We start from the raw sequence: 19,861 nt of genomic DNA on the forward strand, positions 1-19,861 counted from the left end.
CGCGGGGCTGAGGCGCTACGCTACCCGGGTGAGCCAGCCGCTGCCCTATTTCCTGCGACCCGACGGCGCCAGCCGTCCCCTCGCCCTGGCCCACCGCGGCTTCTCCCGCGAGGGACTGGAGAATTCGGCGGCAGCCTTCCGCACCGCCGTCGGGATCGGCATCACACACCTGGAGACGGACGCCCGCGCCACCGCCGACGGCGCCGTCCTGCTGTTCCACGACGCCACCCTGGACCGCGTCACGGACTCCCGCGGCCGGATCAGTGAACTGGGCGCGGCGCAGGTGTCCCGGGCGAAGATCGGCGGGCGCGAAGCCATCCCGCTGCTCGAAGACATCCTGCGCGAATTCCCGGACGCCCGGCTGAACGTCGACGTCAAAGACCGGCATACGGTGGCGCCGCTCGCCGCCGTGATCGACCGCTGCGCCGCCCATGAGCGCGTGCTCATCACCAGCTTCTCCGACCGCCGCCGAAGGGGTGTGCTGAAACGCCTCAGCCGCCGCACGGCGTCCTCCGCGGGCATCTTCCTCACCGCGGTGTTCGCCCTGGCCGGTCCGATCCTGCCGGACCGCTTGCTCGCGAAGGTGATGCACGACGTCGACGCCCTCCAGGTGCCGGTCCGTTACGGCCGGCTGGAACTGCTGACCCCGGGCTTCCTGGGCAGGGCGCGGCGCCTCGGGCTGCAGGTGCACGTGTGGACCGTCAACGACCCCGCGGAGATGGAGCGGCTGCTGGATCTGGGCGGTGAAGGCCGCGGCGTGGACGGAATCGTCACAGACAGGGCCGATCTGCTGAAAGAGACGCTCGAACAGCGTGGCCAGTGGTGGTGAAGTGACGCCAGTGACTGGAGCGGTGACGCTTACAGAAACTCCAATGAAGTTAGCTAAGGCTATCCTATAAAATCGCTCGGGTGACCATCCCCCTTGATCTCGCGCGGATCCCGTTTGTCTCGGGCCTTGCCCGCTTCGGAAACCGCGCCGCCGTCATCACCGGCAGCACCGTCATCAGCTACGAGGACCTTGCCGGCCGCGTGGACGCCGTCGCGTCCCGGCTCGGCACCACCCGCCGCCTCGTGGCGCTCGCCGCCGCGAACGACGTCGCGTCCCTGGTGGGCTACCTCGCCGCGCTCGCCGGCGGCCACCCGCTGATGATCGTGCCAGCGGACAAGCCTGCCGCCCTCGAGTCGTTGGTCGCCGCCTACGATCCGGACGTAGTCATGACCTCCGGTTCCGACATGCCCGGCGCCGAAGCCGACGGCGGACCCGTGCTGCAGGAGCGGCGCCCCGGCAGCCGCCACGAACTGCACCCCGAGCTCGCCCTGCTGCTGAGCACCTCCGGATCCACCGGATCGCCCAAGCTGGTGCGCCTGTCGCAGGACAATGTGCAGGCCAACGCGGAATCGATCGCGGCGTACCTGGGGATCGGTCCCGACGACCGCGCCGCCACCACGCTGCCGATGTCCTACTGCTACGGGCTCTCGGTCATCAACAGCCACTTGCTCCGCGGAGCCGCCCTGACGCTCACCGAGTTGTCCGTGGTGGACCCCTGTTTCTGGGACCTCCTGCGCCGCGAGCAGGTGACCTCCTTCGCCGCCGTGCCCTACACTTTCGAGCTCCTGGAACGTGTGGGCTTCGGCGCCATGGAACTGCCGGCCCTGCGCTATGTCACCCAGGCCGGCGGCCGGCTCGCCCCGGAGAAGGTGCAGCACTACGCCGAGCTTGGCCGGCGCCGCGGCTGGGAACTGTTCGTCATGTACGGGCAGACCGAAGCCACCGCCCGCATGGCCTACCTGCCGCCCGGGCTCGCCGCCGAAAACCCCTCGAGCATCGGCGTTCCGGTGCCCGGTGGCTCCTTCCGGATCGACCCGGTGGACGGCCTGGACTCCATTGCCGGCCTGGACTCCGTTGCCGGGTCCGTCGGCGAACTCGTCTACAGCGGCCCGAACGTCATGCTCGGCTACGCGCAAAGCCCCGGGGACCTCGCACTGGGCCGGACCGTCACCGAACTGCGCACCGGCGACCTCGCCCGCGTCCAGGACAACGGCCTGTACCAGGTGGTCGGCCGGCGCAGCCGCTTCGTGAAGATCGTGGGCCTGCGGATCGACCTTGGCCAGGTCGAGACCATGCTGCACGAGCTCGGCATCACCGCCGCCGCCGCAGGCTCTGACGAAAGACTCGTGGTCGCCGTCCAGGGTGACCACGACACCAAGCTGCTCGCAAAGATCGTCACCCAGGGCCTCGGCCTGCCGCGCGCGACGCTTCAGATGTACGCCGTCGCCGCCCTGCCGCGCTTCTCCACCGGGAAGACGGACTATCCGGCGGTGCTCGCGCTGGCGGACGCCGGGTCAGCTGAGGGACTGCCCGACGGCGGCCGGGTCGCCGCCGCCGTCGAACCTCCCGGGGCCGTGCGCAAGGCGAAGCGGCCGGAAGACGCCCGCACGATCTTCGCCGACGCCCTGGAACGGGACGACATCGCGGACGGGGACACCTTCGTCAGCCTGGGCGGGGATTCGCTGTCCTATGTGGCGGCGTCCATCCGGCTGGAGAAGGCGCTCGGCCACCTGCCGCCGGACTGGCACATCACCCCGGTACGGGACCTGGTGCCGCGGGAAGCCGTCCCCGCCAAGGGCCGGTTCGCCCCGGCCAAGCGGCTGTTCGCGCCGCTGGAGAGCGGCATCGTGCTGCGCGCGGTGGGCATCATCCTGATCGCGGCCACGCACATCGGGCTGTTCCACTGGGAGGGCTCGGCACACATCCTGATGGCCGTGGCGGGGTACAACTTCGCGCGATTCCAGCTGGGCGGCGAAGGGATCGGCAGGCTGAAGCGGCAGCTGCACAGCCTGGGCCGGCTCGTAATCCCGGCGGTGGCGTTCATCGGCGTCGCGTTCGTGCTGACCGATCACTACACCGTGGCGAACATCTTCCTGCTGAACTCGATGATCGGGCCGGAGGAAGTAACCACCCAATGGCATTTCTGGTTCATCGAAGTGCTCGTGTACATGCTGGTGGGGCTGGCCCTGCTGCTGGCCGTGCCGTCGGTCGGGCGGCTGGAACGGCGCTTCCCCTTCGCCTTCCCGCTGGCGCTCGCAGGCCTGGCCCTGATCAGCCGGTACGACATCGTGGATCCGCAGTTTCCGCACCCGATGCCAACGTTCTGGCTATTCACCTTCGGCTGGGTGGTCGCGCGGGCCAAGTCCCTGCCGCAGCGGCTGCTGGTCTCCGCACTGGTGGTGCTGACCGTGCCGGGCTACTTCTTCGGTGACCAGCTCCGGGAGAACACGGTGATCGCCGGCGTGCTCCTGCTGATCTGGCTGCCCACCCTGCTGGTGCCCGTGGTGCTTCGGCGGCCCGTCGGCCTGCTGGCCAGCGCCTCGCTGTACATCTACCTCACGCACTGGCTGGTCTTCCCCCTGCTCTCCGGGACCAGCCCCCTGCTGGCTTTGCTGGCTTCGCTGGCGGCCGGTGTGGCGTACTGGGCGCTGTCCATGCGGTTTCTCGGCTTGGTGGAGCGTTGGCTGGGGAAGCGGCGTTCGGCTAAGTCGTTTGCGTCGGCGGGGACTGCTGGAGCGGTGGTGGCTGCGCCGGCAGCGGAAGCTACTCCCGGCCTGTGCCGATAAGGACGACGCCCGGAAGTTCCATGGCCCATGGATGGGGATTATCGCCTGGGAACATGTTGATTCGCGTCCCGTCGTCGAGGATGAATTCCGGGTCGATCAGTTCCTCGGTGCCGGCTTCAACTTGAACCACTTTGCGTCCCAGCAGGCCGCCGATTCTTGTCTCCAAGTCCGGCGAACTCCAGTCGAACTGGCAGCCAGGCGGGCGAATCATCCACGGGCACATCAAGGTGAGGGACCACGAATCGCCAATCAGGTTCAGGTGGGGATAGTTGAGTTGGAAAGCCTGAATAGTCAGGGGGAGTGCCTCCACCAGGGAGGCGCGGGTGGTTTTCATGGCCGATCTTCGCTCCGTGAACTAAGCTCCGTGAATTAATAAGCATGCTTACTATTTCCCCCGTAGACACAATCGTAGTGCAAAATCCCGAAGATTTGGTGCGGTCATCACAGGCCGTTAACCCCCGCCGTCAGGGCGGGAGCGTGCGACGGCGTAACGCAGCTCATACTGTCTGCCTCGGATGGCAAGATAGGGCCCATGCGCATTCTGATCGCCCCGGACAAGTTCAAAGGCTCCCTGACCGCGACTGAGGCGGCCGCGGCCATCGCCGAAGGGGCGCTGCGCGTCTACCCGGACGCCGTCGTCACCCGCTTCCCCATCGCCGACGGCGGCGAGGGAACGCTGGAAGCCGCCGTCGCTGCCGGCTACGAGGAACGCATCAACGCCGTCACCGGTCCCATCCTGAAGCCCGTCGGCGCCGCGTGGGCGATCCGCGAAAACTCCTTCGGCGGCGCCACTGCCGTGATCGAAACCGCCCAGGCGTCGGGCCTGGCCAGCATGGAGCCGACGCCGGAAAACTCCCTGCGCGCCCACAGTTACGGCTGCGGCCAGCTCATCGCCGCGGCGCTCGACGCCGGGGCCACCGAGATCGTGCTCGGCCTGGGTGGTTCGGCCATGACCGACGGCGGCAGCGGCGCCCTGCGCGCGCTCGGCCTCAAGCCGCTCGACGCCGCGGGCAACGTGGTCCCGCTCGGCGGCGGTTCGCTGGCTGACGTCACCGCCCTCGACACTTCCGCACTGGATTCGCGGCTGGCGAAGACCACCTTCCGTATCGCCGTTGATGTCCGGAATCCGCTCTACGGCAGCGACGGCGCGGCGCACGTTTTCGGACCGCAGAAGGGCGCGGACGCGGACGCCGTCGAACTGCTCGACGCCGGCCTGCGCAACTGGGCGTCCGTGCTGCGGGAAGCGACCGGCCGGGATGCCAACGTCCCCGGGGCGGGTGCTGCCGGCGGCTTCCCGGCGTCGTTCCTGGCCTTCACGGAAGCGCAGCTGGAAGGCGGCTTCGAACTGGTTGCCGGACTGACCGGCCTGGAATCCCAGCTGGACAGCGCCGACCTGGTGATCACCGGCGAAGGCTCCCTCGACACCCAGTCGCTGAGCGGCAAGGGCCCGATCGGCCTCGCCGATGCCGCGCGTGACCGGGGGATTCCGGTGCTGGTGGTGGCAGGCCGCATCGCGGTCACGCCCGAAGACCTCGCCAAGCACGGCGTCGAAGGCGCCGCCCAGCTCATTGACATCGCGCAGAAGCGCGACGGCGAACCGGACGTCGCGGACGCCGTTGCCAATGCCGCCAAGTACCTCGCCTGGGCCACGAGCCAGCTTCTCGAAGGGGCGTAAGCGCCAGCCGGCCGGCGGGACTGGCCGGCCGAGCTAGTTCCGGGCCAGTGCGCAGTCGATGAAATGGTCCACGAGCGGTTCCGCACGATCCGCGCGGCTGACCAGGGAGAGCTCCACCAGGTCCACCCGCTGCGCTGGTTCGCGCCAGGCGACGGTCTTGAGCGGCCGCACAGACGATTCCGGCGCAAGCGTCACCCCGAGGCCGCAGGCCACCATGGCAAGCTGCGAGTGGATCGAGTTGGCCAGATGGCGGACTTCCGGGCTGAATCCGGCCTGCCGGCAGGCCGCCGTCATTTCGTCGTGGTAGTCCGGCGAGACCTGCCGGACCAGCCAGACCCACGGCTCGTCCCGGAAGTCTCCAAGCTCAACCGCGCCACTCCGGGCGGCTGCCGAATGGTCCGGAGGCAGCGCGACGACGAAGTGGTCGCGGCGCAAGGGGGTGGCCCGGAGCTGGGTTCCCGTGACGGTCTGGCGGATCACGGCGACATCGAGTTCGCGCCGACGGAGCGCTTCCTGGCCGTGGTGGCTGTCGATTTCCATCGCCCGGAGTTCCACCTGCGGATGCGTCCGGCTGAAGCGTTCAAACGCTGCCGGCAGTGTCTCGCTGAAGGCCGAGGTGACGGCGCCGATCCGGAGCGTGCCCATGAGGCCGGCCTGGGCCTTTGCTGCGATTTCCTGTGCCCGCTCGGACGCCGAGGCCAGGAGCCGGCACTCCTCGAGGAACAGCCGCCCGGTCTCCGTCAAGGTGACAGACCGGCTCGAACGGTTGAGCAGGGTGGCGCCCAGTTGGCGCTCGAGCTGCAGGATTGCCTGGCTGAGAGGGGGCTGGGACATGTTCAACCGTTCCGCGGCCCGGCCGAAATGCAGTTCCTCCGCGACGGCGATGAAATAGCGGGCCTGCCGCACCTCGACGCTCATCAAGACTCCCTTCGTCTTGCAGCCATACAGGATCAGACCTTCACAGTATCAATTGAAGGCGCTGTACTTGAGGCATGACCACCGAAAATTCACTCCTGGCTTCCTACGCGGAACTGGACTCGGCCGCAGTGTCGGACGCCCTCGACGCCCTGGGCCTGCCTCCGGGGCAGGGCGGTTTCCTGCCGGTCTGGGGGCACCCGAAAATTGTCGGCTACGCCGTCACCATCGAACTTGAGCCTTACCTCCCGGGGCCCTCGGGCGCCCACCTCGGCACCGAGGCCGTCGCCCGGGCCACCGATGAAAGCGTCATCGTGGTCGCCAACGGCGGCCGCACCGACGTCTCCAGCTGGGGCGGCATCCTCAGCCTCGGAGCCTCCCTCAAGGGTGTGCGCGGAGTCGTTACCGACGGTGCATGCCGCGACGTCCACGAAGCCCGCGAACTCGGCTTCCCCGTCTTCGCCAAAGGCCGCATCCCCGCCACCGCGCGCACGCGTGTCCAGCAGCGCTCCATCGGCGAAACCGTCCGGATCGGCACCGCCATGGTGGCCTCTGGCGACGTCGTGTTCGCGGACGAGACCGGCGTCGTCGTGGTTCCCCGCGCCCACGCCGAAGACGTGCTCGCGAAGGCGCAGGCCGTCGTCGAGCGTGAAAAGGCCATCGCGGCAGACGTCCGCGCCGGCATCCCCCTGCACGAGGCCATGCGCGATGCCCGCCTGGCCGGAACCACCGAGGAACACTGATGACCCCCGCAACTCCCGACGTCGTGGCCCGCCTCGCGGCCCTCCCGACGGCCTCCATCTCCGACGCCATGGATTCCCTCGGCGTAGAAGGCGCCCTGCACGGCATTGCTCCGCTGACCTGCGGTTTCCGCGCCACCGGCCCTGCCTTCACCGTGCGGTACGCCCCTGCCGATGAGGAACGCGGCAGCGTGGGCGATTTCCTGGATGATGTCCCGCCTGGATCGATCATTGTCATCGACAACCAGGGCCGCACCGATGTGACCGTGTGGGGCGGAATCATGACGGAGGTGGCGGCCGTCCGCGGCATCGCCGGCACCGTCATCAACGGTGTCTGCCGCGACGTCGCCGCATCCCTCGGCCAGGAGTACCCGATCTTCAGCGCCGGCCGCTACATGCGCACCGGCAAGGACCGCGTCCGGCTCGCCGCCGTGGGCAGCGAAGTCACCATCAACGGTATTGCTATCGCCCCCGGCGACGTCGTCTGCGGCGATGCCGACGGCGCCTTCGTGGTCCCTGCCGGACTCGCCGCCCAGGTCGCGGACCTTGCCGAAGGCATCGAAGCCACCGAGGAGCGGATCGTCGAAACCGTCAAGGCCGGCGCCACCCTCAAGGAAGCCCGCGCCAGCCTCGGCTACCACGACCTCCAATGGAAGAAGGCCTGAAATGACCGCACCAGACGCCGCCCGCGGCCACTCCGCAGCGACCCTCTTCGAGGCGGCCAAGTTGCCTGTTGCCTGCGATCCGGGGATCAAGCCCGCTTGGGCGGGCGCGCGGGTCGCCGGCCCGGCGTTCACCGTGCACGGCCTCGGAGGAGACAACCTCGCCCTCCACAACGCCGTGCTCGCCGCCCCTGCCGGAAGCGTCCTCGTCGTCGACCTCCAGGGTGCCGAACACGGCCACTGGGGCGAGATCCTCGCGGCCGCCGCGCAGCACCGCGGCATCGCCGGACTCGTTCTCGACGGCGGAGTTCGCGATGCCGCCGAGCAGGCCGCCATAGGCTTCCCCGTGTTCTCCCGCTCCGTGACCGTCGTCGGCACCGCCAAGGACTACGCCGGCGAGTTCGGTGTCCCGGTCCGGGTCGGCGGACGCACCGTCTGGCCCGGGGACCTCGTGGTCGGCGACGGTGACGGCGTCGTCGTGATTCCCGGCAGTGTCGCTGACACGGTGCTCGACCGTGCCGACCAGCGTGTCGAGGACGAGAGGCGCATCCTGCGCGAAGTTGCCGCCGGCCGGTCCACCCTGGAGATCTACAACCTCGACCCGGCGGGGCGCGTGTCCTCCGGAGCGGACGCGTGAGCGCCGGGGTCCGGGCCGCCGTCGCCGTCGAACGCATCACCCGGGCCAGCCGCCGCTCCGCCACGCTGGGAGCGGCCGTTGAGGGAGCCGTTTCCCTCGCGATGGGGGAGCCCGACGGCGGCACCCCGCCCGCCGTCGTCGACGCCGCCATTGCGGCGCTCAAGGACGGCAGGACACGGTATGCGCCGATGACCGGAGCCCCGGCGCTCCGCGGTGCGATCGCCGCGGATGTCACGGGGCGGACGGGCCGTCAGACGACGCCGGACGAAGTCGTCCTGACCCACGGCGGCAGCGCCGCCCTCGGTGCCGCGTTCCTGGCGCTCCTGAACCCCGGGGACAAGGTGCTCATCCCCGAGCCGACATACTCCCTGTACGCCGACCAGGCCGCGCTGGCCGGGGCCGAGGTTGTCTGGGTGCCGCCCCGCCGGGACGGTTCGCTGGACCTGGAAGCCCTTCGCCGGGAAGCCGCGGATGCGCGCCTGCTGGTGCTGTGCAATCCAGGCAACCCCACCGGGGCCGTCTACGGCCCCGCCGAACTGCTCGGCGTCGCGGAACTGCTCCTGGAGAACCCCAACCTGGTGCTGCTCTCGGACGAGGCGTACGGCACCATCGTCTTCGACGGCGTGCCGTTCGTCTCCGCCCTCTCCCTCGAGCGCGTGCCCGGCCAGGTGCTGGTCTGCGGGACCTTCTCAAAGAGCTACGCCATGACCGGCTGGCGGCTGGGGTACGTCATTGCCCCGACCGCGCTCGCCGATCCGGTCTCGCTCATCCACCGGACGCTCAACGGCCCCCTGAACACCTTCGTCCAGGACGCCGCCCTCACAGCCCTGGAAACCAGCGAAGAGGACCTCGAACAGCTGCGCGAGTCCTACCAGGCCCGGCGCGACCTGGTCCTGGCCAAACTCGGCACGGAACCCCGTGTCAGCCTGCGCCGGCCGCAGGGAGCCTTCTACGCGTTCCCCCGCATCGACACTACCCTCGGCTCGGATGCCATGGCCGCCCGCTTCGCCGAAGCAGGGGTGCTGGTCCGCCCGGGGAGCGAGTTCGGTGCCTCGGGCGAGGGTCATGTGCGGCTGTCCTTCGCCACTGACACCGAGAGCCTGGAGGCCGCGCTGGAGCGCTTGCTCGCCGCCGTCCGGGACATGCCGTGAAAGGACCGTCAATGCCCGCAAACACCGTGCCCACGCTGCACGACCTGGACCTCAGCGTCCGGGGAACAGCAGTGAAACTCTCCTGCCTCAGCGGCAGCGGCAACGGCATCCCCACCGTGTTCCTGCACGGCTTCGGATCCACCAAGGAGGACTACGCCGATTTTGCCGTGCATCCTGCTGTGGCGGGCCGGCCGTTCTTCGCCTACGACGCCCCGGGTTGCGGGGAGTCCGGCTGCGACGATCTCGGTCGGATTTCCATCCCCTTCCTGGTGGACACCGCACTGGCCGCCTTGGATGCGCGGGGGATCGGCCGCTTCCACATGGTGGGCCATTCGATGGGCGGCCTGACCGCCCTCGTGCTTGCGGACCAGGTCCCGGAACGCGTGGCGAGCTTCGTGGACATCGAGGGGAATGTCGCCCCGGAAGACTGCTTCCTCAGCCGCCAGATCCTGCTGCATCCGAACGATGATCCGGAGGAGTTCTTCGCCGGTTTCGTGGCCCGCAACTACAGCGCGCCGCACTATTCCAGCCGGCTGTACGCGGCAAGTGTCCGTCACAAGGTCAGGGCCGGGGCGGTGCGCGGCATCTTCGAGTCCATGGTGGACCTTTCGGACAATGCCGGCCTCATGGAGCGTTTCCTGGGCATGCCCTGCCCCCGCATGTTCATGTACGGCGAGCAGAACCGGACCCTGAGCTACCTGCCCCACCTGGCGGCCCGCGGCGTGGAACTCGCGGAGATCCCCTACAGCGCGCACTGGCCGATGTACTCCAACCCCGTGGCGATGTGGGAACGGATCGCGACGTTCCACGCGGCCGTTTCCTGAGCTGTTTTCTGCGGACGGCGGCCACGTCCACTCCGCCGACCAGGTCCTGCACGGCCGCGTCACGGACAGAACGCCGCTTGGGGCCGGAGGGGCCGGTCCCGGTATGATCCGGAGCCATGAGCGCCGAGCCAAGCAGTGAGATCGCAGGCACCCCGAACCCCGCCGCCGAAGCCACCGTCCGCGCCGTCTTCCTCGACGTGGACGGCACCTACGCGGACTACGGCGTGGTGCCCGCAGGCCACGTGCGTGCCGTTCGGGCAGCACGCGAGGCGGGCCACCGGGTGTTCCTGTGCACCGGCCGGCCGGTCTCGATGCTGCCCGGGGCCATCCGCGGCGCAGGCTTCGACGGGCTCGTCGCCAGCGCGGGCGCCTATGTTGAGGTGGCCGGGGAGGTGCTCGTGGACCGCCGCTTCCCCGCGGACCTCGCGGCCCGCACGGTAGCCGCCCTCGATGCGCACCATGCCGTCTACGTCTTGGAAGCCCAGGAATCCCTGCACGTGGCACCCGCGGCGGAGGAGCGGCTGCGCGCCATCATCGAGGAACACTTCCGGAAGGCGCCGGACGGCCGCGAGGTGGGAGCCTCCGCGATCCTGGGCTCGCTCGTACGCGTCCCGGACCTGGCCAAGGTACCGTTCTCCAAGGTCTCCGTGTTCGACTCCGCCGCCCCCATGCGGCGACTGGTCGAGGAGATCGGCGAGGGGATCGCCGTCGTCGAGAACTCCATCGCGGACGAAGGCCGGCACGCCGGCGAACTGTTCCAGCACGGCATCAGCAAGGCCGACGGCGTAGCCGCCGCGATCGCGCACCTGGGCATTTCGCGGGAAAACACCATCGCAGTGGGCGACGGCGAGAACGACCTTGAGATGGTCGCTTTCGCCGGCATCGGGGTCGCCATCGAGGGATCCTCGCCCGAGCTGCTTGCCCTGGCCGACCGCACCGCCGCGCCCCCGCACCGCGAAGGACTCGTGGCGGCCTTCAAGGAGCTGGGACTCATCTGAAGCCCTCCCGGGTGAAGACAAGGCCTGCTCCAATTCCTGCCGCGGGGCAGATAATTGATGAGTAAGTATGGCGTTGACTTCTGCCATGCACCTTACGATGCGACGCCCCGCCGGGACGCTGTCACCGCTGGCCGGGCTGGCAGCGAGCCAGCCGGCGTATCGAATCGAGGAGCACCATGTCCACGTTGAAAGAACGGCTGCACGCAGACGTCGTCAGCCACATGAAGGACGGCAACCGCGTGGCCTTGTCCGCCGTGCGCAATGTCCTGAGCGAGATCGACACCCGTGAGAAGGCGGGCAAGTCACCCATCCATCTGGACGACGCCCAGATCACGGCCATGCTGCAGAAAGAGGCCGCCAAGCGCCACGAGACCGCCCATATTTACGAAGAAGCGGGAGAAGCCGAGCGCGCAGCCACGGAGATCGCAGAGGCCGAGGTCATCGAGGCCTACCTGCCGGAACCGCTGACGGAGCTCGAGGTCGAGGCCATTGTCGAGGAGGCCATCGCTTCCCTCAGGGCCGACGGTGTGGAGCTGTCCCTCATGCACATGGGTTATGTCATGAAGCCGGTTACCGAGAAAGTTGCCGGCCGCTTCGACGGCAAGGCGGTCAGCGAGATCGTCCGCAAGCGCCTCACGTAGCGAAACGGATCGGCAGGACGTATGACGGCGGCCGGGCGGCCGCGGCTGACGGCGGCGGCCGCGCGAAGGAAAACCGCGAGCGCCAGCCTGCAGAGCTGCTGCGCTGGGAATCCGAGGGTGACGGGCACGTGGAGGCAACCGACGACGGCGGTTCGGCGGTGGTGCGCGAGGGCATCTGGGCGCGTGCCTCCGGCGTCCGGAAACTATCGGGCGTTAGTGCGGTCGCTTGCCTGACACGGCGTTTCAGCGGCGCCAATGGGTGGTTCCCGCCTTGGTGCGTCTTGCGGTCTTAGAAGGGCGGTGGGTTCGGGTCACTACTCAGGCCCGGGTCCTTGAACGGGGATGTGAGGCCCGGGGTGTTTGGTCCGGTGTTTGTTGGCAGTGTTGGGTAGGTGGCCGGTGTTGGGGGTTCGTCTGAATATCTCCGGCCAGTGGGGCTGGTCCACTCGAGGACCCCGGACCCGACCTGCCGGACCGACCAGCCTGTGTGGTGCTTGAGCATGTGATGGCGGCGGCACAAGCCTGCGAGGTTGCCGAAGTGCGTAGCCCCGCCGAAGGCCGCATCCACGGTGTGGTCGAGGTCCAGTTCACTGGCCTTGATGCCGCACCCCGGGAAACGGCAGCGTGAATCGCGTGCCCTGAGCAGCCGCCGCAGGTCTTCGTTGGGCCGGTACCGGTCCACGGCCAGCACAGAACCGTTCGTCGGGTCAGTGAATACCCGGTTCCATCCTGTTGCCATCCCGGCCAGAAACCGCGCCGTGTCGGTGTCGATCGGGTGCCGCCCGTCGAGCTCGGCCGGGACAGGGTTGGCCGTCCCGGATGGGCTGGTGTCGGCATCGGGTCCGTTGCCTGGGGCGGTCCCGGGTTCGACCGCTTCCTTGGCCGCGGCGTCTACTGTGCCGGTGGGGTGCCTGGTGCCGGTGGGCCGTCCAATGCCGGCGGGGGTCTCGCCGGCGGATTCTCTACTGCCCATCAGGGTCGCCGCCGGCACGGTGACGTCGATCCTTGCCATGATCGCAGCCAGCACTCCTTCGGTGGTGTCGTGTCCTGAGGGGGCCCCGCGCAGCATCATGTCCGCGAGCAGGTCGGCACGGAGCTGATCCAGCGACCGGCCTTGGGCAGACGGGTGGCTGTCAGCCTCGTCTCCGGGTCCGCGGTCTGTGTTTGCGCCAGCTGCGCCGGTCTCCCCGCCATCGGCACCGCAGCGGTTGCCAGCGCCCGCAGCCGTGGATGCGCCGGCATGAGTGCCCGGGCCGCCACTTACGCAATTACCGGTGCCCGGGACGGCGCCCGTGCCTGTGCGGCCATCGTCGCCGCAGCGGTTGCCAGCGCCGGCAGGTACAGCCGCGTCTGCGTAGGCGCGGGCCATCCGGGTAAGCCGGTCGTGGATTCCGTACGCGACCACAGCGGGCAGCACGGCCCCGAGTTCGGCCATGCCGTCCGGCAAGGGGTTCACCCACACCCTGCGTTCTTCCCGCGCCCGCTCGTGCCGATCTGCCAGCGGTTCGGAGTGGGCTTTCTCGGCCTCCCGGACCGCCACACGCCGCAGCCGTGAGGGTGCCTGCCGCTCCGCGCACCCCACCGCGGCGTCCTCGTACTGGGCGCGTGCGTCCGCATCAGAGAGCACAGTCCCGACGTCCTGGATCACCCGGGCATGCGCCAGGCTGATCCTGCCGGCGGCCAATGCATCGAAGGTCAAGGGAAAGCTGGCAATGAGTTCGGACGCCTGGCCCTTCTGGCGCTGCACCGTCCGGTCACTCATGCGCGTCGCGGCCGCAATCTCCCCCGCCACCGCACGCTGGGCCAGCTCAGCGGTCCGGGAGTCCCAGCCCGCAACCTGCGCACCGCCGTCGGGCTCCATCGAGACCGCCACCCGGGAGGCTATGGCCAGCAACCCCTCGCGGACCGCCTGCAACCGAGCCAAGACAACCTCGACAGACTCCAGCGCAGACACCACCTCGGCCAGCGCATCAACAGGGACGACGTCCGTCCCCTCCTGCGCTTCCCGGGACGAAGCCGCCCCGGTCCGGGTGGTGTTTTCCATGCCTTTATTCAAACAAGGGGGTCGGACATTTTAGCCCCATGAGTTAGCCCCGTGACGGGAAGCGCGTTCGGCCGGGACCTCGTGCTGGGCTTAAGGCCCGCGCCGCCCCCGAACAGTCGGCAGAGCAATGCCGAGCCCGCCGAGCCTGGCCCGCAGCCATCCGGAGCGGCCGGTACCTTCGTGCCGCAGTCGCCCCGCGGAGCCCCGCGCTGCGCGTCCCGCCCCTCCCCGCCCCGCGAAGCCCGCCTCGCCCCGCCCCGCCCCGAGCGGCCGGTACCTTCGTGCCGAAGCTCGCCCCGAGCCAACCCCTAACCCCGTCCCAAAAAAATTTACTAAGTTTACTGATTATTTTTTCCGGAAAGCATGGACTAGCCCCGCGCCCGCCGTTAGCGTCGAAAGAGTGGACGTTGTCATAACGGCACCTTCCACCGAACTCAGAATCCCTTGACGGGCATCCCAGCAGACAAGCAGGTGGACTATGAGCGACCCGCAGCAGCACGTATCGCAACAGACCCCCGATAACGCCCTTGAAGCACCGCCCCAGGACCCGCGCGGTGGCTACCCCAGGGGTCCTTTCCCCAAACAGGAACAGGAACAGCCCGGACTCACGGAGAAAACCGATCCCACGCCTGACCACGGCGAAAGCAGCTACGAAGGCCACGGCCGGTTGGACGGCAAGGCCGCCCTGATTACCGGAGGGGACTCCGGAATCGGCAGGGCGGTGGCGATCGCGTTCGCCAGGGAGGGCGCCGACGTCGCGATTTCCTACCTTCCGGAAGAAGAGGCGGACGCAAGGGCCACCGCGGCCCTCATCCAGGAGGCCGGTCGGCGCTCCCTGCTGCTCGCCGGTGACGGGCGTGAGGAACAGTTCAGCACGGAGATCGTCGAAAAGACCGTGGACGAATTCGGCCGGCTCGACGTCCTGGTCCTGAACGCGGCCTACCAGAAGAACCGCGACAGCCTCGATTCGACGCCCACGGAGGAGTTCGACCGGGTCTTCAAAACCAACCTCTACAGCCTGATTTGGAGCGCGCAAGCGGCTATTCCGCACATGGAGCCCGGCGCGTCGATCATCACCACCGCGTCGATCCAGGCCTTCAATCCCTCGCCGGGCCTGTTCGATTACGCGATGACCAAAGCCGCGCAGGTGGCGTTCACCAAGGCGCTCGCGCAGGAGCTCGGGCCGAAGGGCATCCGCGTGAACGCCGTCGCGCCCGGGCCCATCTGGACTCCGCTGATCCCGGCCACCGATTGGCCCGACCACCTGCCCGAGTTCGGGCAGGACACACCCCTGGGCCGGCCGGGGCAGCCCGCCGAACTGGCCGCCGCGTACGTGCTGCTGGCGTCCAATGAGGGATCGTACATCTCCGGCGCCGTGCTCCCCGTGACGGGCGGCAAGGGTCTCTAGTTGTCAACGAAAGGGAGGAACACCATGGAGCAGGATCGCAGGAACCCCGAAGAGGAAGCGGGCGGCTACGGAACGCCCACGGTGGAGCAGGAAATGGGCGGGCTCGTCGCGCAGGACCGCCCCGAGCAAGCCATTGACGAGGCCGGGCTCGAGGAGGAACGGGGCGAAGGGGGCGGCTACCCGGGCGGCGCGCCGGACCTGAGCCACCTCGGAGACGAGGACGCCGACAGCGCCGGCGAGCCAGGAGCCGGGCGCATGGGCGGCACGGAAGACCAGGCCAAGGCGGAGCAGGATAGTGCCGAGCCGGATGTCATCCTGCCGTCCGCCGACGCTCCCATGGACGCCGGAAACACCGATGCTGACCCAGAGCCTGACGGCGGCGCAAGCGGGCTTCCGGACGAAAAGTCGCCCCGCGATGATGAGGACGAAGGCGAAAGGTTCGACGCCGGATAGCCGGCCGGCGCTCCCGGCCGGCGGTACCTGGCGGCGCTAGCGCGTCAGCACTCCCGGCCGGCGGTACCGCCAAGGCCGGTTCATCCTGCAGATCAGGTGGGTCTCACGCGGCTCTGGTCGCCTGATCTGCAGGATCGATTCGCTGCCCTCGGGTTTCAGCCGTCGCCCGCGGGCTCAAGTCGCTGCCCGCAGGATTGCTGGGTAGAAGAGACTGCTACCGCTTCTTCGGGTGCCGCTTCGCCGCGGCGTTGATTGCCGACTTCGCGGCCGGCGGCAGCCCCGCGGTTTCCGTTTCGGGCTCGGCGGCGGTGCCGCGTGCCTTCGCGACGGCCCGCATGCCGTGGTAGATCACCAGGGCCGCGGCGGAACCCAGCGCAATGCCGGTGAACTTCAGTTCGCCGATGGTCCAGGTGTAGTCCGCGATGCCGATGATCAGGGCGACGGCGGCCGTGGTCAGGTTCACGGGGTTGGAGAAGTTGACCTTGTTCTGCACCCAGATCTTCACGCCCAGGATGCCGATCATGCCGTACAGCATGGTGGCCGCGCCGCCCAGCACCCCGGCCGGGACGGTGGCAATCAGTTCGCCGAACTTCGGCGAGAAGCTCAGCAGGATCGCGAACACGCCCGCCACCCAGTAGGCCGCCGTCGAATACACCTTGGTGGCGGCCATGACGCCGATGTTCTCCGCGTAGGTGGTGGTGCCGGAGCCGCCGCCGAAACCGGCGAGGACGGTCGCGGCGCCGTCGGCGATCAGTGCCCGGCCGGAGACGTCGTCGAGGTTCCGCCCGGTCATCGTGGCAACCGACTTCACGTGTCCCACGTTCTCGGCCACCAGCACCAGGACAACCGGAACGAACAGCCCCACCACTCCCAGGTGGAATTCCGGCGTCTGGAAATGCGGCAGCCCGATCCAGGCGGCGGCGTCCATCTTGGAATAGTCCACTTCGCCGCGCGCCATGGCCGTGAGGTAGCCGACCACGACGCCCACCAGGATGCTCAGGCGGCCCAGGATCCCGCGGAACAGCACGCCGACCAGGATGATCACCACGAGGGTCACCAGCGCCGTGACGGGTGCCTTGTCGAAGTTCACCTTCGCGGCCGGAGTCAGGTTCAGGCCGATCAGCGCCACGACGGCACCCGTGACGATCGGCGGCATGGTCCGGTTGATCCATTCCGCGCCGAACTTGTGCACCACCGCGCCGATCAGGGCCAGGACGACGCCGGCCAGCACCACTCCGCCGAGCGCTCCGGCCACGCCGTACTGCTGCTGGGACGCCATGATGGGCGCGATGAACGCGAAGCTGGAGCCGAGGTAGCTGGGCACCCGGCCCTGCGTGATGACCAGGAACAGCAGGGTGCCGATGCCGGAGAACAGCAGGGTGGTGGCCGGCGGCATGCCCGTGATGATGGGCACCAGGAACGTGGCGCCGAACATCGCCACCACGTGCTGCATGCCGACGCCGATGGTCAACGGCCAGGCCAGGCGCTCCTCGGGCGCCACCACGTGGCCGGGGCGGATGGTCTTGCCGTTGCCGTGGAGCTTCCATTTGACGCCGAGCATGCTCATGGCAGGGGCCTTCCTCAGAAGAAATAACGGGGGTTCGCTGCCACTTTACCCCTGAAATGCGAGGCCCGCTTTACGTGATTTGACGCGAGTAACGGACGTAGAACGGGCCCCGCAACGGACTCAGTACCCCAGATTGAAGCTGCGCACCGCCTCCCTGATGTCCTCCTCCACCAGGTCGGCGTTGATGGCCGCTGCTGCAACCGATCCTTCGCTGGCGGCCGTGATGACCTGGGCGCGGGGATTCGCCAGGTTCCCGGCAACATAGACCCCGCGGACACTCGTCTGCCCGGTGCCGTCCGTGACCAACCAGCCGCCGTCGTCCGTTTCACAGGCCAGGCCATTGAGCGGGCCGTTGTTCGGCACGAAGCGCGGCGGCACGAACAGCGCGCCCCGCGGGACCAGCCTGCCGTCCGTCATTTCGACGCCGGAAAGGTGCCCGTCCTGGGCAACAACCCGCCGGACCGTCCCTTCCACGATCCCGATGGCGCGCGCAGTCAGCTCGGTGCGCTGCTGGACGCTCAGGAGCCCTGTGGGGACGAAAAGCACCACGTCCTTGGCCCACTGGCGGATCAGCTGGACGTAACGGACCGAGTCGGCGGACGCGCCGATGACGCCCAGCGGCCGGTCACGGACCTCGTAGCCGTGGCAGTACGGGCAATGCAGCACATCCTTGGCCCACAGCTCCGCCAGGCCCTCGATCTCGGGCAGTTCGTCGCGCAGCCCGGTCGCCACGAGCACCCGCCGGGCCGAAATCCGCCGCCCGGCGGCGTTTGGTCCGCCCCCGGCGGAACCCTCGCCAGACAGCAGTACCCAGAAACCGGAGGTGCCGTCCGGCACCAGTTCCAGGACGACGCCGTCGAGCACCTCCCCGCCGTAGCCCTGCACTTCCTCCCGGCCAAGGGCCACGAACTCCCGCGGCGGCATGCCGTCCCTCGAGAGGAAGCCGTGCATGTGCGCTGCCGGCGCGTTCCGCGGAGATCCGGAATCCACCACCAGGACCTTCCGCCCGGCACGGGACAGGACCAAGGCCGCCGACAATCCAGCCGCGCCGCCACCAATAACCACCACGTCGTATTCACTCATGGATCCAAGGCTGGGCCGCCATCCCGGATCCGGCAACAATCGTTGCTGTTTCCGGGAAATCCGGCTTGGATGGGTGGGTGGAAGACGGAGCAAACGGGATCACGGCGGCACTCGACCAGGTGGGCGAGCGGTTGAAACGGCTGCGGATAAAGCGCGGCATAACACTGACGGCCCTCGCGGAAACCACGGGCATCTCGAAGAGCACCCTGTCCCGGCTGGAGACCGGCCAGCGCAAGCCGAGCCTGGAACTGCTGCTCCCGCTGGCGCAGACGTACCGGGTGCCGCTGGATGACCTGGTGGGTGCGCCGGAGGTCGGGGACCCGCGGATCACGCTCAAACCCCGCCAGGTGCACGGGCGGACGGTCATCCCGCTGACCAAGCAGCCCGGCGGCCTGCAGAGCTGGAAGATGGTGATCCCGGCGTCGAACACCGAACCCGATCCGCGCGTCCACGAAGGCTACGAATGGATGTACGTGCTGTCCGGGCGGCTGCGGCTCGTCCTGGGCGAACACGACCTGGTGCTCGGTCCCGGCGAAGTGGCCGAGTTCGACACCCGGGTACCGCACTGGTTCGGCAGCGCGGGGGAGCAGCCGGTGGAACTCCTGAGCGTCTTCGGCGGGCAGGGCGAGCGGATGCACGTGCGGGCGAAGTCGGGCCCCAAGCGCTGACCGGGGGGCCGTGTGCCAAACGTCACGCGGCGTTAAGGGAATCGGCAGGAAACGCTTGAAGTTGCAACCATGGAAAGCAACAGTGCCCGGCCATCCCCGAAAGCCACGGGCCCAGCGAAAGGTACGCGAATGACAATCGCCCACGAAGAAGCAGTGATTGACGCCGCCGCAGTCGACGCCATTTTTGCCGAAGCCCGCACCGCCAACTCCTTTGCCGGTGAAGTCACCGACGAGCAGGCCCAGGCCATCTACGAACTGACCAAGTTCGGCCCCACCGCCTTCAACTCCCAGCCGCTGCGCGTCACCTACGTCCGCTCCGACGAGGCCCGCGCCAAGCTCGTGGACTCCCTCATGAAGGGCAACCAGGCCAAGACCGCGTCCGCCCCGCTGGTCGCCATCCTCAGCTACGACACCGCCTGGCACGAGCAGTGGGACACCTTCCTCCCGGGTTACAACGCCCCCAAGGCCATGTACGACGCCGACGCCGAGGTCACCGCCGCCACCGGCAACAACAACGCCCACCTGCAGGCCGGTTACTTCATCCTCGCGGTCCGCTCCCTCGGCTTCGCCGCCGGCCCGATGACCGGCGCCGACTTCGCCGCGATCGACCGCGACTTCTTCCCGGCCGGCGACCAGAAGAGCTTCCTCGTGGTCAACATCGGCCAGCCCGGCCCGGACGCCTTCGGTGCCGCCAAGCCGAAGTTCGCCTACGACGACGTCGTCCGCACCGTCTAAGCAATAACAGACGCAGAGGCCCGGGTACCGCGCTCGCAGCGCGGC

General features: G+C 68.7%; 19 protein-coding genes. 14 read left to right on the forward strand and 5 right to left on the reverse strand.

Annotated elements, in window-relative coordinates; all coding sequences use genetic code 11:
• Positions 1 to 28: 28 nt before the first annotated feature.
• Positions 29 to 829 carry a glycerophosphodiester phosphodiesterase family protein gene (locus D3654_RS11515; RefSeq protein ID WP_245413192.1) on the forward strand — a complete coding sequence of 267 codons (801 nt, stop codon included), beginning with the start codon at positions 29 to 31 and terminating at the stop codon, positions 827 to 829.
• An 80-nt stretch (positions 830 to 909) separates the two neighbouring features.
• Positions 910 to 3,615, forward strand: coding sequence for an AMP-binding protein (locus tag D3654_RS11520; protein ID WP_120521631.1), 2,706 nt, complete (start codon positions 910 to 912; stop codon positions 3,613 to 3,615).
• Here D3654_RS11520 and D3654_RS11525 read toward each other — a convergent pair.
• Positions 3,593 to 3,949, reverse strand: a complete 357-nt coding sequence (locus D3654_RS11525) for a hypothetical protein (RefSeq protein WP_120521632.1) — start codon at positions 3,947 to 3,949, stop codon at positions 3,593 to 3,595. The two genes, D3654_RS11520 and D3654_RS11525, sit on opposite strands and share 23 nt — an antisense overlap.
• 198 nt (positions 3,950 to 4,147) lie before the next feature.
• Between D3654_RS11525 and D3654_RS11530 the strand changes: the two genes are divergently transcribed.
• Entirely contained in the window at positions 4,148 to 5,290 is a 1,143-nt protein-coding gene (locus tag D3654_RS11530; RefSeq protein WP_120521633.1) for a glycerate kinase, read from the forward strand.
• Between the two features lie 33 nt (positions 5,291 to 5,323).
• Here the strand turns inward: D3654_RS11530 and D3654_RS11535 are convergent, their stop codons facing one another.
• Positions 5,324 to 6,208, reverse strand: a complete 885-nt coding sequence (locus D3654_RS11535; RefSeq protein ID WP_120521634.1) for a LysR family transcriptional regulator — start codon at positions 6,206 to 6,208, stop codon at positions 5,324 to 5,326.
• Positions 6,209 to 6,282: 74 nt separating this feature from the next.
• On the opposite strand from D3654_RS11535, the gene D3654_RS11540 reads away from it, so the two are divergent.
• The 7 genes from D3654_RS11540 (at position 6,283) to D3654_RS11570 (ending at position 11,858) form a co-directional block, all read left to right on the forward strand.
• Positions 6,283 to 6,948: an RraA family protein gene (locus tag D3654_RS11540; protein ID WP_120521635.1), complete on the forward strand. Its 666-nt coding sequence runs from the start codon at positions 6,283 to 6,285 to the stop codon at positions 6,946 to 6,948.
• Entirely contained in the window at positions 6,948 to 7,610 is a 663-nt protein-coding gene (locus D3654_RS11545; RefSeq protein ID WP_120521636.1) for an RraA family protein, read from the forward strand. The genes D3654_RS11540 and D3654_RS11545 overlap by 1 nt, the downstream gene beginning before the upstream one ends.
• A gap of 1 nt (position 7,611) precedes the next feature.
• The gene (locus tag D3654_RS11550) at positions 7,612 to 8,244 is read left to right on the forward strand and encodes an RraA family protein (RefSeq protein ID WP_120521637.1); all 633 of its coding nucleotides are present in this window, start codon (positions 7,612 to 7,614) and stop codon (positions 8,242 to 8,244) included.
• The gene (locus tag D3654_RS11555; RefSeq protein WP_120521638.1) at positions 8,241 to 9,395 is read left to right on the forward strand and encodes a pyridoxal phosphate-dependent aminotransferase; all 1,155 of its coding nucleotides are present in this window, start codon (positions 8,241 to 8,243) and stop codon (positions 9,393 to 9,395) included. Before D3654_RS11550 ends, D3654_RS11555 begins: the two co-directional genes overlap by 4 nt.
• 11 nt (positions 9,396 to 9,406) lie before the next feature.
• Positions 9,407 to 10,219 carry an alpha/beta fold hydrolase gene (locus D3654_RS11560; protein ID WP_120521639.1) on the forward strand — a complete coding sequence of 271 codons (813 nt, stop codon included), beginning with the start codon at positions 9,407 to 9,409 and terminating at the stop codon, positions 10,217 to 10,219.
• A 116-nt stretch (positions 10,220 to 10,335) separates the two neighbouring features.
• Positions 10,336 to 11,217 (forward strand): HAD-IIB family hydrolase, encoded by an 882-nt coding sequence (locus D3654_RS11565; protein WP_120521640.1) that lies wholly within the window; start codon positions 10,336 to 10,338, stop codon positions 11,215 to 11,217.
• A gap of 176 nt (positions 11,218 to 11,393) precedes the next feature.
• On the forward strand, positions 11,394 to 11,858 hold the full coding sequence (locus D3654_RS11570) for a GatB/YqeY domain-containing protein (RefSeq protein WP_120521641.1): 465 nt from the start codon (positions 11,394 to 11,396) through the stop codon (positions 11,856 to 11,858).
• Between the two features lie 289 nt (positions 11,859 to 12,147).
• Here D3654_RS11570 and D3654_RS11575 read toward each other — a convergent pair whose 3' ends face one another.
• Positions 12,148 to 13,902, reverse strand: a complete 1,755-nt coding sequence (locus tag D3654_RS11575; RefSeq protein ID WP_120521642.1) for an HNH endonuclease signature motif containing protein — start codon at positions 13,900 to 13,902, stop codon at positions 12,148 to 12,150.
• A gap of 478 nt (positions 13,903 to 14,380) precedes the next feature.
• On the opposite strand from D3654_RS11575, the gene D3654_RS11580 reads away from it, so the two are divergent.
• Positions 14,381 to 15,310 carry an SDR family oxidoreductase gene (locus tag D3654_RS11580; protein ID WP_120521643.1) on the forward strand — a complete coding sequence of 310 codons (930 nt, stop codon included), beginning with the start codon at positions 14,381 to 14,383 and terminating at the stop codon, positions 15,308 to 15,310.
• Between the two features lie 24 nt (positions 15,311 to 15,334).
• The gene (locus D3654_RS11585) at positions 15,335 to 15,763 is read left to right on the forward strand and encodes a hypothetical protein (protein ID WP_120521644.1); all 429 of its coding nucleotides are present in this window, start codon (positions 15,335 to 15,337) and stop codon (positions 15,761 to 15,763) included.
• A gap of 214 nt (positions 15,764 to 15,977) precedes the next feature.
• Here the strand turns inward: D3654_RS11585 and D3654_RS11590 are convergent, their stop codons facing one another.
• Together D3654_RS11590 and D3654_RS11595 are read right to left on the reverse strand one after the other, a co-directional pair.
• Entirely contained in the window at positions 15,978 to 17,330 is a 1,353-nt protein-coding gene (locus D3654_RS11590) for a uracil-xanthine permease family protein (RefSeq protein ID WP_120521645.1), read from the reverse strand.
• A gap of 120 nt (positions 17,331 to 17,450) precedes the next feature.
• Complete coding sequence (locus tag D3654_RS11595) at positions 17,451 to 18,413, reverse strand: NAD(P)/FAD-dependent oxidoreductase (RefSeq protein WP_120521646.1); 963 nt, start codon at positions 18,411 to 18,413, stop codon at positions 17,451 to 17,453.
• A 77-nt stretch (positions 18,414 to 18,490) separates the two neighbouring features.
• Between D3654_RS11595 and D3654_RS11600 the strand changes: the two genes are divergently transcribed.
• Positions 18,491 to 19,081, forward strand: a complete 591-nt coding sequence (locus tag D3654_RS11600; protein ID WP_205571789.1) for a helix-turn-helix domain-containing protein — start codon at positions 18,491 to 18,493, stop codon at positions 19,079 to 19,081.
• A 129-nt stretch (positions 19,082 to 19,210) separates the two neighbouring features.
• Entirely contained in the window at positions 19,211 to 19,816 is a 606-nt protein-coding gene (locus D3654_RS11605; protein WP_120521648.1) for a malonic semialdehyde reductase, read from the forward strand.
• The last annotated feature ends 45 nt before the right edge of the window (positions 19,817 to 19,861 follow it).

Source organism: Arthrobacter celericrescens (assembly GCF_003614925.1).
GTDB classification, from domain to species: Bacteria; Actinomycetota; Actinomycetes; order Actinomycetales; family Micrococcaceae; genus Arthrobacter; species Arthrobacter celericrescens.